This window comes from Enterobacter asburiae (assembly GCA_011754535.1).
GTDB classification, from domain to species: Bacteria; Pseudomonadota; Gammaproteobacteria; order Enterobacterales; family Enterobacteriaceae; genus Enterobacter; species Enterobacter cloacae_N.
Map to the genome: position 1 here is coordinate 320933 of JAAQVN010000001.1, position 15953 is coordinate 336885.

Genomic DNA, 15953 nt, shown 5'->3' on the forward strand with positions numbered 1-15953 from the left:
CTCAATCCGTGTTTCTGCGATACAATGCCATTACGTTATGTATCGGAGAGTCTGGCATGTCACACCCTGCGCTAACGCAACTGCGTGCGCTGCGCTATTTCGACCAAATACCTGCGCTTGATCCGCAGCAACTGGACTGGTTGTTGCTGGAAGATTCCATGACGAAACGTTTTGAGCAACAGGGTAAAACGGTCACGGTGACCCTGATTCAGGAAGGGTTTGTCTCTGGCGATGAGATCGCCAGCGAGCTGCCGCTGCTGCCGCAGGAGGAACGCTACTGGCTGCGCGAAATTTTGCTCTGTGCCGATGGCGAACCCTGGCTTGCCGGGCGCACGGTGGTGCCCGAATCAACGCTTTCCGGGCCTGAGCTGGCGCTGCAGCGGCTGGGGAAAACGCCGCTGGGACGTTATCTCTTCACCTCATCTGAGCTGACCCGTGATTTTATTGAGATTGGTCGTGATGCCGAACTGTGGGGGCGCCGTTCCCGCCTTCGCCTGAGCGGTAAGCCGTTAATCCTGACGGAGCTTTTTTTACCGGCATCACCGTTGTACTAAGAGGAAGAAAAAAATGGAGTGGAGCCTGACGCAGAATAAGCTGTTGGCGTATCACCGCTTAATGCGTACCGATAAACCCATTGGCGCGTTGCTGCTGCTGTGGCCGACCTTATGGGCGCTGTGGGTGGCCACGCCGGGCGTGCCGCCGCTGTGGATCCTGGGCGTGTTTGTTGCCGGCGTCTGGCTGATGCGCGCGGCGGGCTGCGTGGTGAATGACTATGCCGATCGTAAATTTGACGGCCACGTAAAGCGTACTGCCAACCGCCCGCTACCCAGCGGCCAGGTGACCGGAAAAGAAGCCCGCGTGCTGTTCATCGTTCTGGTGCTGCTCTCTTTCCTGCTGGTGTTAACTCTGAACACCATGACGATTCTGCTGTCCGTCGCAGCGCTGGCTCTGGCCTGGGTCTATCCCTTTATGAAGCGCTATACCCACCTGCCTCAGGTGGTGCTGGGGGCGGCGTTTGGCTGGTCGATTCCGATGGCGTTTGCAGCGGTTAGTGAGTCCTTACCGCTTAGCTGCTGGCTGATGTTCCTGGCAAATATTCTCTGGGCCGTAGCGTATGACACGCAATATGCGATGGTTGACCGCGACGATGACCTGAAAATAGGCATTAAATCGACCGCCATCCTCTTTGGTCGTCAGGACAAACTCATTATTGGCATTCTGCAGGTTGCGGTACTGGCGCTGATGGTCGCGATTGCGCGCCTGAACGGGCTGAACTGGGAATTTTACTGGTCGATACTGGTGGCGGGATTGCTGTTTGCCTACCAGCAGAAGCTGATTGCAAAACGCGAACGCGAAGCCTGTTTTAAGGCGTTTATGAACAATAACTATGTCGGTCTGGTGCTGTTTTTAGGGCTGGTCATGAGCTATTTTTCCTGATCGACGCGCGGTCGTGCCCTGCCGGGTATGACCGCATCATCATCCTGCATTACCGCCCTCACAAATTTAAACCGTCGTTTCATAAATTCGCGCTTTTGTGAGGCGCTTCACCTACGCTTCTCCCGGGCTAGTCTATTTTCTAAGCGTAAAAAAATAAAACACTGTTTTAACGCTGACATCACTACCCTGGAGCTGACTCAATGAAAACGACCCTCAAGCCGTTACTGGCCGCGCTGTGCCTGTCTGCTTTTGCCTGCACCGTTTCTGCCCAAACCATCAAAGCTGCCGATGTGCATCCTGAAGGCTACCCGAACGTGGTCGCGGTTCAGCACATGGGTGAAAAACTCAAACAGCAAACCGACGGCAAGCTGGAGATTAAGGTTTTCCCGGGCGGCGTGCTGGGGGATGAAAAGCAGATGATAGAGCAGGCGCAGATGGGGGCGATTGACATGATCCGCGTCTCCATGGCGCCGGTTGCCGCCATCCTGCCGGATATTGAAGTCTTCACGCTGCCATACGTCTTCCGCGATGAGGACCACATGCACAAGGTGATCGACGGGGAGATCGGCAAGCAGATTGGCGACAAGCTGACCGCGAACCCGAAATCGAAGCTGGTCTTCCTCGGCTGGATGGATTCCGGCACCCGTAACCTCATCACCAAAGAGCCGATCGTGAAGCCGGAAGATCTGAAAGGGAAGAAAATCCGCGTGCAGGGTAGCCCGGTAGCGCTTGCCACGCTGAAGGATATGGGGGCGAACTCGGTGGCGATGGGCGTCAGCGAAGTTTACAGCGGTATGCAGACCGGCGTGATTGACGGCGCGGAGAACAACCCGCCCACCTTTATCGCTCACAACTACATGCCGGTTGCTAAAAACTACACTCTTAGCGGCCACTTTATCACCCCGGAAATGCTGCTCTATTCAAAAGTGAAATGGGACAAGCTGAGCGCTGACGAACAGCAAAAAATCCTGACGCTGGCCCGTGAAGCGCAGTTCGAACAGCGTAAGCTATGGAATGCGTATAACGACCAGGCGCTGGCAAAAATGAAGGCGGGCGGCGTGCAGTTCCACGATATCGATAAGACGGTATTCATCAAGGCCACAGAGCCGGTGCGCGCGCAGTATGGCGACAAGCATCAGGATCTGATGAAAGCCATCGCTGACGTCCAGTAAGCCGGAGTACGTATGTCCGAACTCTACCTGAAGTGGATGGACCGTCTGTACCTGCTCGCCATGGCGGTGGCGGGTATTTCGCTGCTGGTGATGACGATTGTCATCCCCATCGGCATCTTTTCACGCTACGTGCTCAATCGCGGCGAATCCTGGCCGGAGCCGATCGCCATTATCTGCATGGTGACGTTCACCTTCATCGGCGCGGCGGTGAGCTACCGCGCCGGATCGCATATCGCGGTCAACATGCTGACCGACCGTTTGCCCGCGTCGCTGCAACGGCTGTGCGCGCGGGTGGTTGATCTGCTGATGCTGCTGATCTCCGGCCTGATGTGCTGGTACAGCTACTGGCTGTGCGTCGAACTGTGGGAGCAGCCGGTGGCGGAGTTCCCCATCCTGACCTCCGGCGAAAGCTATCTTCCGCTGCCGATTGGGTCGGCGATTTTGATCCTGTTTGTGCTTGAACGCCTGCTGTTTGGCTCACAGGAAAACCGTCCGGTCGTGCTGATCGGCAATCACAGTTAAGGGGTGAACGATGGATGCTTTTGTTTTGTTATTCACCCTCGCCATTTTGCTGGCGCTGGGAATGCCGGTGGCCTTTGCCGTGGGCTTAAGCGCCGTAGCGGGGGCATTGTGGATTGACCTGCCTCTGGAGGCGCTGATGATCCAGATAACCAGCGGGGTGAACAAATTTACCCTGCTGGCGATCCCGTTCTTTATCCTTGCCGGGGCGATCATGGCGGAAGGGGGCATTGCCCGACGGCTGGTCAACTTTGCCTACGTTTTTGTCGGCTTCATTCGCGGCGGGCTGTCGTTGGTGAACATCGTCGCCTCGACGTTCTTCGGCGCGATTTCTGGTTCGTCGGTGGCGGATACGGCGTCCATCGGCAGCGTGATGATCCCGGAAATGGAGAAGAAGGGCTATCCGCGCGAATACGCGGCGGCGGTCACGGCGAGTGGGTCGGTGCAGGCGATTCTCATCCCGCCCAGCCACAACTCGGTGATTTACTCGCTGGCGGCGGGTGGCACGGTCTCCATCGCCACGCTGTTCATTGCGGGCGTCCTGCCGGGCCTGCTGCTTGGCGTGAGTCTGATGGTGCTCTGCCTGTGCTTCGCCCGCAAGCGCGGCTATCCGAAAGGGGACAAAATCCCTCTCAAACAGGCGCTGAAAATCATGCTCGACGCACTGTGGGGGCTGATGACAGTGGTCATTATCCTTGGCGGGATCTTGTCAGGGATTTTTACCGCCACCGAATCAGCCGCCGTGGCCTGCCTGTGGGCGTTCTTCGTCACCATGTTCATCTACCGTGACTACCAGTGGAACGAACTGCCGAAGCTGATGTGCCGCACGGTCAAAACGGTCACCATCGTGATGATTTTGATTGGCTTTGCCGCGGCGTTTGGCGCGGTGATGACCTACATGCAGCTGCCGATGCGCATCACCGAGTTCTTCACGTCGCTGTCCGATAACAAGTACGTGATCCTGATGTACCTCAACATTATGCTGCTGCTGATCGGCACGCTGATGGACATGGCACCGATCATCCTGATCCTCACCCCGGTTCTGCTGCCGGTGACCAACTCGCTGGGGATTGACCCGGTGCATTTCGGGATGATCATGATGGTCAATTTGGGGATCGGGCTGATCACCCCGCCGGTCGGGTCGGTGCTGTTCGTGGCGAGCGCGGTGAGCAAGCAGAAGATCGAGCACGTTGTGCGGGCGATGCTGCCGTTCTACGGCATGCTGCTGGTAGTGCTGGGGATGGTGACGTACATCCCGGCGATCTCATTATGGTTGCCGGGGGTGTTAGGGATGCAGTGACGCCTTTTTATGCCGGGTGGCGGCTACGCCTTACCCGGCCTACGGTTCGATAACGATTTTATTTCCGACGCAACAGCCGCAGCGCGTTCGCCGTGACCAGCACCGTCGCCCCGGTGTCCGCCAGCACCGCCAGCCACAGCCCGGTCATACCGAGCAGCGTGGTGACGAGAAATATCCCCTTCAGACCCAGCGCAATGCCGATGTTCTGGCGGATATTGGCGCGCGTCGCCCGCGCCAGGCTAATCATCTGTGCCAGCCCGGTCAGGCGGTTATGGGTCAGCGCCGCATCGGCCGTTTCCAGCGCCACATCGGTACCGCTGCCCATCGCAATACCGAGGGTTGCGGCCTTCATCGCCGGGGCATCGTTAATTCCGTCACCCACCATCGCCAGCGGCGCGCGGCTGTTTAGCTCGGTTACCGCGCTGACCTTATCCGCAGGCAGCAACCCGGCCTTAAACTCGAGCCCCAGCTCGCCGGCAATCGCTGCCGCCGCGCGCGGGTTATCACCGGTCAGGATCACGCCCTGTACGCCTAGTTGATGCAGCTCCGCCACGGCGTCTTTTGCATCATCGCGCAGGGTATCGCGCAGTGCCAGCATGCCCAGCGGCGCGCCGTCCTGCATCACGGCAACGACCGTCTGACCGGCCTGCTCTAATGCCTCAACCTGTGGATGAGATAATGTGCCCGCCGCAACAATCAGTACCTTTTTACCGTCGACGACGGCCTCAATTCCTGACCCGACCAGCGCCCGCTGGGCGGTTGCCGAAGGGATATTCAGCCCGCGTCCCTGCGCTTCACGCACAATCGCCTGCGCCAGCGGGTGAGCGGAGCCCTGTTCCACGGCGGCGGCCAGCGCCAGCAGTTCGTCTTCACCGATCGCCTGCGGGTAGACGCCCGTCACCTGCGGCTTGCCGACGGTCAGCGTACCCGTTTTATCGAAGGCGATATGCCGGATCTGACTGAGCTGTTCCAGCGCCGCGCCGCCCTTAATCAGCGCCCCGCGACGGGCCGCCGCCGCCAGTCCCGAGGTAATCGCCGCCGGCGTGGAGATCACCAGCGCGCACGGGCAGCCGATCAGCAGCAGGGTCAGCCCTTTATAAATCCAGCCCTCCCACGGCGCGCCGAAAAACAGCGGTGGAATCACGGTAACCAGCAGGGCAACCAGCATGATAGCGGGGGTGTAAATCCGGCTGAAGCGGTCGATGAAACGCTCGACGGGCGCGCGGCGTTCTTCGGCTTCTTCAATCAGCTTCAGGATGCGGTCGATGGCGCTATCGCCCGGTTCGGACAGGACTTTGAGCTGTACCAGGCGGTCAACGCTGGTGGCACCGGCAGGGACTTTTTCGCCTGCGGCACGCTCTACCGGAATGGATTCTCCGGTCAGGGCGCTTTCGTCAAAGCTTGCGGTGGCGGTGAGCAGCGTACCGTCGGCTGGCAGGCGTCCGCCCGCGGCCACTTCAATCACATCGCCCGGTCGCAGCGTGCTGATGGCGACAGTTTCACGTTTGCCTTCATTAACCCGCGTGGCGGTTTCGGGCTTCAGCGCCATCAGCGCGCTTACCCCTTTGCGCGCCCGGCTCGCCGCCCAGCCCTCAAGCCGTTCGCCGATTAAGAACAGCAGCAGGACCATCGCCGCTTCCGCCGTCGCGCCGATAAACAGCGCGCCGATGGCCGCCACGCTCATCAGCGTTTCGATGGCGAACCAGCTGCCGCTTCTTATCAGGCGCAGAGCCTGACGGGCTATCGGGAAGAGCCCTACCAGGGTAGTGGCGATAAACGCCATGTTACCGAACGGGTGGTTAATCTGCTCCAGACCCCAGCTGACCGCCATCATGATGATGAGCGTGATAAGGGGCAGGTTTTCTTTAAACGGGGAGGTTTTTTCAGCGGGAGCCGTTTCGCTGCGCAGGGTATAGCCCGCCTTGCTGACGGCAGCTTCAACCTGCTTCATGACGTCGCTATCGGCGCTGACCAGCAGCTTTTCGGTAGCGAACAGCACCTGAACGTAGTTCACGCCCGCCACCTGCTTCACTGCATTTTCCACTTTGCGGGCGCAGGCCGCGCAGTCCATGCCGCTGACCATCCAGCTGTAGCGGTTGCCGCTTTCAGGAGGCGCCTGAGTTTGCGTTTCGCACGCGCCTTCGCAGCAGCAGTCGTCTTTCGGCGGAACCGGACTGAGCTTAAGCGCCGAAAATTGTGGAACTTTTTTAGATGTTTCTGGAGTCGACATGGCAGTCTCCGGTAATGATAATTTTCTCATTAACCGCAGCATACACTCTGGAGTCGACTCCAGAGTCAAGGCTTATTTAAATATACAGCGAACGCACAATCAGGAAATGCCCGGCAAAGTAGCAGGCGGCGGCAATCGCGTTATCCGCCCGGAAGCGGCGGCGATAGTGGCTGCCCAGCCAGACGATATTGCCGAGTAACAGCAGCGCCGCACCGAAGAAGGCGGACATCGCCGGGGCGGTTGGACGGAAGAACCATAGCTCCCCGGCCAGCCACACCATCACCAGCGTCATAGCGATAAACGTACAGACCGGCAGACGCATCTCTTCCAGACGCGACCAGATGACTGCTATCAGCAGGGCGCCAATCACCAGCAGCACCAGCGGCAGAGGCCAGAAGAAGGAGAGCGTCATCTGGCTGGCAAAATAGATGGTATACAGCAGATGCGACAGGAAGAACGCCCCCACGGCGTACAGCAGGCGCTGGCGCGGCAGCAGGGTTAAGGCATCGCCAATCAGGGAGGCACACAGCCCGGCGAGCACCAGATAGCTGATGGCGTTAAACATCGGGGCTTGCCAGGCTAAAAGCAGAAGCAACAGCAGCGTAACGGGTTTAAACAACCAGCGCTGCCAGGCTGGACCGCGATAGGACGCATCGACGTAAAGCCATGCGGAAAAACAGACAGCGATAAATGACCAAAGCATATTAACTCCCTGTAACTGTTGAGGCTGAATAATCAGTTTCTGATCCAGTGTAGTGACGCGGGCGGGCGTTTGGCAATGCCGGGGCAGGCGAGGTATCCTGAATTCCGCATAATCTGATGGGATGTTTTAATGAGCAAAATGCCGCTGTTTTTCATTATCGTGGTGGCGATTATCGTCATTGCCGCCTCGTTCCGCTTCGTGCAACAGCGCCGCGAGAAGGCGGATAACGATGCCGCACTGCTGATGCAAAAGCGCGTGGTGGTGACCAACAAACGTGAGAAGCCGCTCAACGACCGCCGCTCGCGCCAGCAGCAGGTGACGCCTGCGGGCACAACAATGCGCTATGAAGCGAGCTTTAAGCCAGAAACGGGCGACCTGGAGATGACCTTCCGCCTGGAGGCGCAGCAGTACCATCGGCTGACGGTGGGAGAGAAAGGAACGCTGAGCTACAAAGGATCGCGTTTTGAAGGGTTTGAACCGGAGCGGTAATTTTCCCCTCCCCCCGGCCCTCTCCCAGAGGGAGAGGGTGTAATCGTCCCCTCTCCCTCTGGGAGAGGGTGAGGGCATCAGGCCGCACCTTACTTCTTCACCTGCGCCTTAAACTTCTTCATCCACACCAGCAGTTCAAACACGCCAAAAATAAACACCCGTAGCTGCTGCCAGCCGGTCATCGGCGGGCCATCTTTTGGCAGACCGTTTTTCAGCATCACCATCTGCAGGGCGTGCATGAACGAGGTGAAAATCAGCGCCACGTTAACGAAGATATTCAACGGGCGCGGGAACGGGTGCACCAGATTCAAAATCAAAAATGCCCAGACGCCCAGCATCAGCAAGCGTCCCAGGTTAATCAGTACCGGCATCGGATCCTCCTTGTGCCTGACGGTGATAAAGACGATAAGCCACCTGGCCTGCGACCTTTTCGCGGTGCAGATCCCAGTGAACGGGAACGGGTGGCAGGCCGTTTTCCACTTCGCTTTCTACATAAATTAGCGCGTCATCCGCCAGCCAGCCATTGTGCTCCAGCAGGGATAACGTCTCTTCCAGTAGCCCCTTGCGGAACGGTGGGTCAACAAACACGACGTTATGCGGCGTGCCCTGTTGCGCGAGGAAGCTTAGCGTATTGGTATTTACCACTTTCGCATTCGTCGCCTTCAGCGTCGCCAGATTTTGCTGCAGGGTCTGCGCGACGCCGCGCTCCATCTCCAGCAGCGTGGCGCTGGCAGCATAGCGCGACAGCGCCTCCAGCCCTAAGGCACCGCTTCCGGCGAAGCAGTCCAGGCAATGGGCGTCTACCATTGACGGGGCAAGCCAGTTAAACAGCGTCTCGCGAACGCGGTCGGTGGTGGGGCGTAAACCGGGGCTGTCCGGCACCGGTAATTTCCGGCCTCGCCACTGGCCGCCGATAATGCGAATTTGACCGGCCGGGGCGCGGGTGGGTTTCTTCATCTCTGGAAAGCTCTGTTAACCATTGCCCTGCGATTGCGGGCGGTGATGTCAATTAAGTAAAGTGTTAGACTATTTCATCATTTTTTTAGCTTCCCTGTATATAGCGCCGCGAGGAGTGTAGTCGCAGATGGCAAAACAAAAAAAACGTGGCTTCTTTTCCTGGTTGGGTTTCGGTGAAAAAGAGCAAGAAACAGAACAGAAAACCGAAGAACAACAGGTTGCAGAAGAGCAGTCACAGCCTGAAACGCCAGTAGAAACCGCTGCGATTGTCGAAGCGGAAGAGCCTGCCCACAGCAAAGAAGAGATTGAATCCTTTGCTGAAGAGGTGGTTGAGGTTACTGAACAGGTTCAGGAGAGCGAGAAGCCAGAGCCGGTCGTCATTGAGACCGTTGCCGATGCGCCTCAGGCCGCAACAGAACATGAAGAGCTGCCGCTACCGGAAGAGGTCAACGCCGAAGAGGTGTCTGCCGAAGAGTGGCAGGCCGAAGCGGAAACCGTTGAAATCGTTGAGGCGGTGGAAGAAGAGGCGGCACTTGAGCCAGAGCTGACCGACGAAGAGCTGGAAGCCCAGGCGCTGGCGGCGGAAGCCGCGGAAGAGTCGGTCATCGTTGTGCCGGTGGAAGAGCAGGCCGAAGAAGAGATCGTGCAGGAGCAGGAAAAACCGACCAAAGAAGGTTTCTTCGCGCGCCTGAAGCGCAGCCTGCTCAAAACCAAAGAAAACTTAGGTTCCGGATTTATCAGTCTGTTCCGCGGCAAGAAGATCGACGACGATCTGTTTGAAGAGCTGGAAGAGCAACTGCTGATTGCGGACGTGGGCGTGGAGACCACCCGTAAGATCATCACCAACCTGACCGAAGGGGCGAGCCGCAAACAGCTGCGCGACGCCGAGGCGCTGTACGGCCTGCTGAAAGACGAGATGGGTGAAATTCTCGCAAAAGTTGACGAACCGCTTAATATTGAAGGCAAAACGCCATTTGTTATTCTGATGGTTGGCGTTAACGGCGTGGGTAAAACCACCACCATCGGCAAGCTGGCGCGTCAGTTTGAGCAGCAGGGCAAATCGGTGATGCTGGCGGCGGGCGATACCTTCCGTGCGGCAGCGGTTGAGCAGCTCCAGGTGTGGGGCCAGCGCAACAACATTCCGGTGATTGCCCAGCACACCGGCGCGGATTCCGCGTCCGTGATTTTCGACGCCATCCAGGCGGCGAAGTCGCGCAACGTGGACGTGCTGATCGCCGACACCGCAGGGCGTTTGCAGAACAAATCGCACCTGATGGAAGAGTTGAAGAAAATCGTCCGCGTCATGAAGAAGCTGGACGAAGATGCACCGCATGAAATTATGCTGACTATCGACGCCAGCACCGGGCAGAACGCCATTAGCCAGGCGAAGCTGTTCCATGAAGCGGTAGGACTGACGGGGATCGCGCTGACCAAGCTGGACGGCACCGCGAAAGGCGGGGTGATCTTCTCCGTGGCCGACCAGTTCGGCATTCCTATCCGCTACATCGGTGTGGGCGAGCGTATTGAGGATTTGCGTCCGTTTAAGGCGGACGACTTTATTGAGGCATTATTTGCCCGAGAGGACTAACAATGATTCGCTTTGAACACGTCAGCAAGGCCTATCTCGGTGGGAGACAAGCGCTGCAGGGGGTGACATTCCACCTGCAGCCGGGCGAGATGGCATTCCTGACCGGCCATTCCGGCGCGGGGAAAAGTACCCTGCTCAAGCTTATCTGTGGGATAGAACGGCCAAGCGCCGGGAAAATCTGGTTCAGCGGCCACGAAATTAGCCGTCTGAAAAACCGCGAAGTGCCGTTTCTGCGTCGTCAGATCGGCATGATTTTCCAGGATCACCACCTGCTGATGGATCGCACCGTTTTCGATAACGTGGCGATCCCGCTGATTATTGCCGGCGCCAGCTATGACGATATCCGTCGTCGCGTCTCTGCGGCGCTGGATAAGGTCGGGCTGCTGGACAAAGCGAAGAACTTCCCGATCCAGCTCTCCGGCGGTGAACAGCAGCGCGTCGGCATCGCCCGCGCGGTGGTGAACAAGCCTGCGGTACTGCTGGCGGATGAACCGACCGGTAACCTGGACGATGCCCTGTCCGAAGGGATTTTGCGTCTGTTTGAGGAATTCAACCGCGTAGGGGTAACGGTACTGATGGCGACGCACGATATGGGGCTCATTTCTCGTCGTTCGTACCGCATGCTGACCCTGAGCGACGGGCATTTGCACGGAGGCCACGGTGAACAAGCGTGATGCAATGAACCAGATTCGGCAGTTCGGGAACCGGTTTGACCGTTTCCGTAAGCCGCAGGGCGGCGGTGACGGCAATCGTAATGCGCCTAAGCGCCAGAAAGCGGCGCCGAAGCCGGCTTCCCGCAAGACCAACGTGTTTAACGAGCAGGTGCGTTACGCCTTCCACGGCGCGCTGCAGGACCTGAAAAGCAAACCGCTGGCGACGTTCCTGACGGTGATGGTGATTGCCATCTCCCTGACGCTGCCAAGCGTCTGCTACATGGTCTATAAGAACGTCAACCAGGCGGCGTCGCAGTATTATCCGTCACCGCAGATCACCGTTTATCTGGATAAAGCGCTCGACGATAACGCGGCGGCGCAGGTGGTCGGGCAAATCCAGGCCGAGCAGGGCGTGGAAAAGGTCAATTATCTTTCCCGTGAAGAAGCGCTGGGCGAGTTCCGTAACTGGTCAGGCTTTGGCGGCGCGCTGGATATGCTCGAAGAGAACCCGCTGCCTGCGGTGGCGGTGGTGATCCCGAAGCTTGATTTCCAGGGCACCGATTCGCTGAATACCCTGCGCGACCGCATCACCCGCATCAACGGGATTGATGAAGTACGCATGGACGACAGCTGGTTTGCCCGTCTTGCGGCACTGACCGGGCTGGTGGGACGCGTGTCGGCGATGATCGGCGTGCTGATGGTGGCGGCGGTGTTCCTCGTCATCGGTAACAGCGTGCGCCTGAGCATCTTTGCGCGCCGCGATACCATCAACGTGCAGAAACTGATTGGCGCAACGGACGGTTTCATCCTGCGTCCGTTCCTTTACGGCGGCGCACTGCTCGGTTTCTCCGGCGCATTTCTTTCACTGATATTGTCAGAAATTTTGGTGATGCGGCTTTCGTCTGCCGTCACTGAAGTGGCGCAGGTTTTCGGAACTAAGTTTGATATCAGTGGTTTAGGCTTCGATGAGTGCCTGCTGTTGCTGCTGGTGTGCTCCATGATCGGCTGGATTGCCGCATGGCTGGCAACGGTTCAACATTTACGCCACTTTACTCCCGACTAATAAAAGCGTGATATAATCTTTCCCTGCACCGAGATGTTCGCTCTGCAGGGAAAGCGTCCCTGTTGTCTCTTCCCCTGTTATCATCTCCATGTCACATTTTGTGCGTAATTTATTCACCGTTGCACCTGGAACTTGTGGATAAAATCACTGTCTGATAAAAGAGTGAATGCTAATCTCGTTGCTCAAACGCTTTGGCATGGTTGTTGCCTGACGGGGACAGCCTGGACCAGAAGAAACATTGAGAGGAATGAATGACCAAAGAAATGCAAACTTTAGCTTTAGCCCCTGTTGGTAACCTGGAATCCTATATCCGGGCTGCGAACACCTGGCCGATGTTAACGGCCGAGGAAGAAAAGGAGCTTGCTGAAAAGCTGCATTACCAGGGCGATCTGGAAGCAGCGAAGAAGCTGATCCTGTCTCACCTGCGCTTTGTTGTTCACATTGCTCGTAACTATGCGGGCTATGGCCTGCCGCAGGCGGACTTGATTCAGGAAGGTAACATCGGCCTGATGAAGGCTGTACGTCGCTTTAACCCGGAAGTGGGTGTGCGACTGGTCTCCTTCGCCGTACACTGGATCAAAGCAGAAATTCATGAATACGTGCTGCGCAACTGGCGTATCGTGAAGGTCGCCACGACAAAAGCGCAACGTAAGCTGTTCTTCAACCTGCGTAAAACCAAGCAGCGTCTGGGCTGGTTCAATCAGGATGAAGTGGAAATGGTGGCGCGTGAGCTGGGCGTATCCAGCAAAGACGTGCGTGAGATGGAATCCCGTATGGCCGCGCAGGACATGACTTTCGATATGTCCTCCGACGACGACGCATCTGACAGCCAGCCGATGGCACCGGTACTGTATCTGCAGGATAAAACCTCTAACTTTGCCGACGGCATCGAAGAGGATAACTGGGAAGATCAGGCCGCGAACAAGCTGACCCATGCGATGGAAGGCCTCGACGAACGTAGCCAGGACATCATCCGCGCCCGCTGGCTGGACGAAGACAACAAGTCCACGCTGCAGGAGCTGGCCGACCGCTACGGCGTTTCTGCGGAACGTGTTCGTCAGCTTGAAAAGAACGCCATGAAAAAACTTCGTGCCGCTATCGAAGCGTAATTACCGCGAATTACACCGAGAACCCCTGGATGAGAGTCTGGGGGTTTTGTTTTTTTAGCGCCCGCTCTGGCGAATTCCCTCCCCCTGGCAAACACTTACTGATGCGCTAAGCAGGCGACTTCTCAGGGGGACAGGGTGAAAAATAACGAACTGAACGACCGGCGTTTACAGGCGACGCCGCGCGGCATCGGCGTCATGTGTAACTTCTATGCCGACAAAGCCGAAAACGCCACGGTGTGGGACGTGGAAGGCAATGAGTACATCGACTTCGCCGCCGGGATCGCGGTGCTGAATACCGGCCATCGCCATCCCAAAGTCATCTCCGCTTTAGAAAAACAACTCCACGCGTTTACCCACACGGCCTACCAGATTGTGCCGTACGAAGGCTACGTGGCGCTTGCCGAGCGCATCAACCAGCGCGTGCCGATTGACGGTCCGGCCAAAACCGCGTTCTTCTCGACGGGGGCTGAGGCAGTCGAAAACGCGGTCAAAATTGCCCGCGCGTACACCAGGCGCCCTGGCCTTATCACCTTCGGCGGCGCGTTCCACGGCCGCACTTTTATGACCATGGCGCTGACCGGTAAAGTCGCGCCGTACAAGCTCGGCTTCGGCCCGTTCCCCGGCTCGGTGTATCACGCGCAGTATCCGAACGAGCTGCACGGCGTCAGCACGGCGGAAGCGTTGAAAAGCCTGGAACGCATCTTCAAAGCGGATATCGCTCCTGACCAGGTCGCGGCCATTATTCTCGAACCGGTTCAGGGGGAGGGCGGTTTCAACATCGCGCCCGCTGATTTTATGCAGGCCCTTCGCGCCCTGTGCGATACCCACGGCATTTTGCTGATTGCTGACGAGGTACAAAGCGGCTTCGCCCGCACCGGCAAGCTTTTCTCGATGGAACACCACTGCGTGAAGCCGGACCTGATCACCATGGCAAAAAGCCTGGCGGGCGGGATGCCGCTTTCAGCGGTATCGGGCCGTGCCGACGTGATGGACGCGCCTGCGCCGGGCGGGCTGGGCGGCACCTACGCGGGTAATCCGCTGGCGATTGCCGCAGCGCACGCGGTGCTGGACGTGATTGATGAGGAAGATCTCTGCACGCGCTCGGCGCATCTCGGTCATCACCTGGTGGAAGTGCTCAATAAAGCCAAGGAACACTGCCCATATATCGCTGACATTCGCGCACAGGGCTCGATGGTGGCGGTAGAGTTTAACGATCCGCAATCCGGGCAGCCTTCGCCGGAATTCACCCGCCAGGTGCAGGAACGCGCGTTGAACGAAGGGCTGCTTCTGCTGAGCTGCGGCGTGTATGGCAACGTTATCCGCTTCCTCTATCCGCTTACCATCCCAGAAGCGCAGTTCCGTAAAGCGCTGGATATTATCTCCGCGTCGCTGACACGTTAAAGCCACAAGCCCGGCGGTAAATCCTGTCGGGCTTATCATATATTCATTTCAAATTAGCTATTCCAAAAACATAAAAATGGGGTATGTTTTAGCAGAGTATGCTGAAAAAGCGCGAACAGCACACCAATAACTGAAATAAAGCGCTGCACAACAACATCACAACAATCGTAATAACCATAATAATGGGGAATCTCAGGATGAACATGAAGGGTAAAGCGTTACTGGCAGGATGTATCGCGTTGGCATTCAGCACCATGGCACAGGCAGATATAAAAGTGGCTGTTGTGGGCGCAATGTCCGGTCCGGTAGCACAGTACGGCGACCAGGAGTTTACGGGCGCTGAACAGGCGGTTGCAGACATTAATGCTAAGGGCGGCATCAAGGGCGAAAAACTGCAGATCGTAAAATACGACGATGCCTGTGACCCGAAGCAAGCGGTCGCGGTGGCGAACAAAGTGGTGAACGACGGGATCAAATACGTTATCGGTCACCTCTGCTCCTCCTCTACTCAGCCAGCGTCTGACATCTACGAAGACGAAGGTATTCTGATGATCACTCCGGCTGCAACTGCACCAGAGCTGACCGCGCGAGGCTATAAGCTGACCCTGCGCACCACGGGTCTGGACTCCGATCAGGGCCCAACGGCGGCTAAGTACATTCTGGAAAAAGTGAAGCCGCAGCGTATCGCGATTGTTCACGACAAACAGCAGTATGGTGAAGGTCTGGCCCGTGCGGTGCAGGACGGTCTGAAAAAAGGCAATGCCAACGTGGTCTTCTTTGACGGGATCACCGCCGGTGAGAAAGACTTCTCCACGTTGGTGGCGCGTCTGAAGAAAGAGAATATTGATTTCGTTTACTACGGCGGCTACCACCCTGAAATGGGCCAGATCCTGCGTCAGGCGCGTGCGGCGGGTCTGAAAACCCAGTTCATGGGGCCGGAAGGCGTGGCGAACGTGTCTTTGTCTAACATCGCGGGTGAATCAGCCGAAGGCCTGCTGGTAACCAAGCCGAAGAACTACGACCAGGTGCCAGCGAACAAACCTATCGTGGATGCCATCAAGGCGAAGAAACAGGATCCAAGCGGCGCGTTCGTCTGGACTACCTACGCTGCGCTGCAGTCCCTGCAGGCGGGTCTGAACCAGTCAGCCGATCCGGCTGAGATTGCTACCTGGCTGAAAGCGAACACGGTCGAAACCGTCATGGGGCCGCTGTCCTGGGATGCGAAGGGCGATCTGAAGGGCTTCGAGTTCGGCGTGTTTGACTGGCATGCGAACGGCACGGCGACAGACGCCAAATAAAAGCAAAAAGGCAACGTAAGTTGCCTTTTTTAAT

Annotated in this window: 16 protein-coding genes; 12 read left to right on the top strand and 4 right to left on the bottom strand. The window is 57.5% G+C overall.

The genetic code is table 11. The annotated features are described in order from the left end of the window. Positions 1 to 56 precede the first annotated feature (56 nt). The 5 genes from ubiC to HBM95_01440 all read left to right on the top strand — a co-directional run bounded on the left by ubiC (position 57) and on the right by HBM95_01440 (position 4428). Positions 57 to 554 carry a chorismate lyase gene (gene ubiC, locus HBM95_01420; GenBank protein NIH41607.1) on the top strand — a complete coding sequence of 166 codons (498 nt, stop codon included), beginning with the start codon at positions 57 to 59 and terminating at the stop codon, positions 552 to 554. Between the two features lie 13 nt (positions 555 to 567). Next, entirely contained in the window at positions 568 to 1437 is an 870-nt protein-coding gene (gene ubiA / locus HBM95_01425; GenBank protein ID NIH41608.1) for a 4-hydroxybenzoate octaprenyltransferase, read from the top strand. Positions 1438 to 1637: 200 nt separating this feature from the next. Further along, positions 1638 to 2609 (top strand): TRAP transporter substrate-binding protein, encoded by a 972-nt coding sequence (locus tag HBM95_01430; protein NIH41609.1) that lies wholly within the window; start codon positions 1638 to 1640, stop codon positions 2607 to 2609. A gap of 12 nt (positions 2610 to 2621) precedes the next feature. Beyond that, positions 2622 to 3131, top strand: a complete 510-nt coding sequence (locus HBM95_01435) for a TRAP transporter small permease (protein ID NIH41610.1) — start codon at positions 2622 to 2624, stop codon at positions 3129 to 3131. Between the two features lie 10 nt (positions 3132 to 3141). Then, positions 3142 to 4428, top strand: coding sequence for a TRAP transporter large permease (locus tag HBM95_01440; GenBank protein NIH41611.1), 1287 nt, complete (start codon positions 3142 to 3144; stop codon positions 4426 to 4428). A gap of 58 nt (positions 4429 to 4486) precedes the next feature. Here HBM95_01440 and zntA read toward each other — a convergent pair whose 3' ends face one another. Then, entirely contained in the window at positions 4487 to 6658 is a 2172-nt protein-coding gene (gene zntA / locus HBM95_01445) for a Zn(II)/Cd(II)/Pb(II) translocating P-type ATPase ZntA (protein ID NIH41612.1), read from the bottom strand. A gap of 76 nt (positions 6659 to 6734) precedes the next feature. Beyond that, positions 6735 to 7361 carry a lysoplasmalogenase gene (locus HBM95_01450; GenBank protein NIH41613.1) on the bottom strand — a complete coding sequence of 209 codons (627 nt, stop codon included), beginning with the start codon at positions 7359 to 7361 and terminating at the stop codon, positions 6735 to 6737. 129 nt (positions 7362 to 7490) lie between these two features. Between HBM95_01450 and HBM95_01455 the strand changes: the two genes are divergently transcribed. Then, positions 7491 to 7850, top strand: a complete 360-nt coding sequence (locus HBM95_01455; protein ID NIH41614.1) for a DUF2500 domain-containing protein — start codon at positions 7491 to 7493, stop codon at positions 7848 to 7850. Between the two features lie 89 nt (positions 7851 to 7939). Here HBM95_01455 and HBM95_01460 read toward each other — a convergent pair whose 3' ends face one another. Together HBM95_01460 and rsmD are read right to left on the bottom strand one after the other, a co-directional pair. Then, entirely contained in the window at positions 7940 to 8221 is a 282-nt protein-coding gene (locus tag HBM95_01460) for a DUF1145 family protein (protein ID NIH41615.1), read from the bottom strand. Beyond that, the gene (rsmD, locus tag HBM95_01465) at positions 8205 to 8807 is read right to left on the bottom strand and encodes a 16S rRNA (guanine(966)-N(2))-methyltransferase (GenBank protein ID NIH41616.1); all 603 of its coding nucleotides are present in this window, start codon (positions 8805 to 8807) and stop codon (positions 8205 to 8207) included. The genes HBM95_01460 and rsmD overlap by 17 nt, the downstream gene beginning before the upstream one ends. 127 nt (positions 8808 to 8934) lie before the next feature. Between rsmD and ftsY the strand changes: the two genes are divergently transcribed. The 6 genes from ftsY to livJ all read left to right on the top strand — a co-directional run bounded on the left by ftsY (position 8935) and on the right by livJ (position 15919). Next, entirely contained in the window at positions 8935 to 10395 is a 1461-nt protein-coding gene (gene ftsY, locus HBM95_01470; protein ID NIH41617.1) for a signal recognition particle-docking protein FtsY, read from the top strand. Between the two features lie 2 nt (positions 10396 to 10397). Beyond that, entirely contained in the window at positions 10398 to 11069 is a 672-nt protein-coding gene (gene ftsE / locus HBM95_01475) for a cell division ATP-binding protein FtsE (GenBank protein ID NIH41618.1), read from the top strand. Further along, positions 11056 to 12111, top strand: coding sequence for a cell division protein FtsX (ftsX, locus tag HBM95_01480; GenBank protein ID NIH41619.1), 1056 nt, complete (start codon positions 11056 to 11058; stop codon positions 12109 to 12111). The genes ftsE and ftsX overlap by 14 nt, the downstream gene beginning before the upstream one ends. Before the next feature lie 251 nt (positions 12112 to 12362). After that, on the top strand, positions 12363 to 13220 hold the full coding sequence (gene rpoH, locus HBM95_01485; GenBank protein ID NIH41620.1) for an RNA polymerase sigma factor RpoH: 858 nt from the start codon (positions 12363 to 12365) through the stop codon (positions 13218 to 13220). Positions 13221 to 13355: 135 nt separating this feature from the next. Then, positions 13356 to 14621: a 4-aminobutyrate--2-oxoglutarate transaminase gene (locus HBM95_01490; protein ID NIH41621.1), complete on the top strand. Its 1266-nt coding sequence runs from the start codon at positions 13356 to 13358 to the stop codon at positions 14619 to 14621. A 197-nt stretch (positions 14622 to 14818) separates the two neighbouring features. Further along, the gene (livJ, locus tag HBM95_01495) at positions 14819 to 15919 is read left to right on the top strand and encodes a branched chain amino acid ABC transporter substrate-binding protein LivJ (protein NIH41622.1); all 1101 of its coding nucleotides are present in this window, start codon (positions 14819 to 14821) and stop codon (positions 15917 to 15919) included. Positions 15920 to 15953: the final 34 nt, after the last annotated feature.

Coding starts and splice junctions, on each gene's coding strand:
- ubiC (NIH41607.1), top strand. CDS start 57: ATGTCACACCCTGCGCTAACGCAACTGCGTGCGCTGCGCTATTTCGAC.
- HBM95_01430 (NIH41609.1), top strand. CDS start 1,638: ATGAAAACGACCCTCAAGCCGTTACTGGCCGCGCTGTGCCTGTCTGCT.
- HBM95_01440 (NIH41611.1), top strand. CDS start 3,142: ATGGATGCTTTTGTTTTGTTATTCACCCTCGCCATTTTGCTGGCGCTG.
- rpoH (NIH41620.1), top strand. CDS start 12,363: ATGACCAAAGAAATGCAAACTTTAGCTTTAGCCCCTGTTGGTAACCTG.
- zntA (NIH41612.1), bottom strand. CDS start 6,658: ATGTCGACTCCAGAAACATCTAAAAAAGTTCCACAATTTTCGGCGCTT.
- HBM95_01435 (NIH41610.1), top strand. CDS start 2,622: ATGTCCGAACTCTACCTGAAGTGGATGGACCGTCTGTACCTGCTCGCC.
- rsmD (NIH41616.1), bottom strand. CDS start 8,807: ATGAAGAAACCCACCCGCGCCCCGGCCGGTCAAATTCGCATTATCGGC.
- ubiA (NIH41608.1), top strand. CDS start 568: ATGGAGTGGAGCCTGACGCAGAATAAGCTGTTGGCGTATCACCGCTTA.
- HBM95_01455 (NIH41614.1), top strand. CDS start 7,491: ATGAGCAAAATGCCGCTGTTTTTCATTATCGTGGTGGCGATTATCGTC.
- ftsE (NIH41618.1), top strand. CDS start 10,398: ATGATTCGCTTTGAACACGTCAGCAAGGCCTATCTCGGTGGGAGACAA.
- HBM95_01460 (NIH41615.1), bottom strand. CDS start 8,221: ATGCCGGTACTGATTAACCTGGGACGCTTGCTGATGCTGGGCGTCTGG.
- ftsY (NIH41617.1), top strand. CDS start 8,935: ATGGCAAAACAAAAAAAACGTGGCTTCTTTTCCTGGTTGGGTTTCGGT.
- HBM95_01450 (NIH41613.1), bottom strand. CDS start 7,361: ATGCTTTGGTCATTTATCGCTGTCTGTTTTTCCGCATGGCTTTACGTC.
- livJ (NIH41622.1), top strand. CDS start 14,819: ATGAACATGAAGGGTAAAGCGTTACTGGCAGGATGTATCGCGTTGGCA.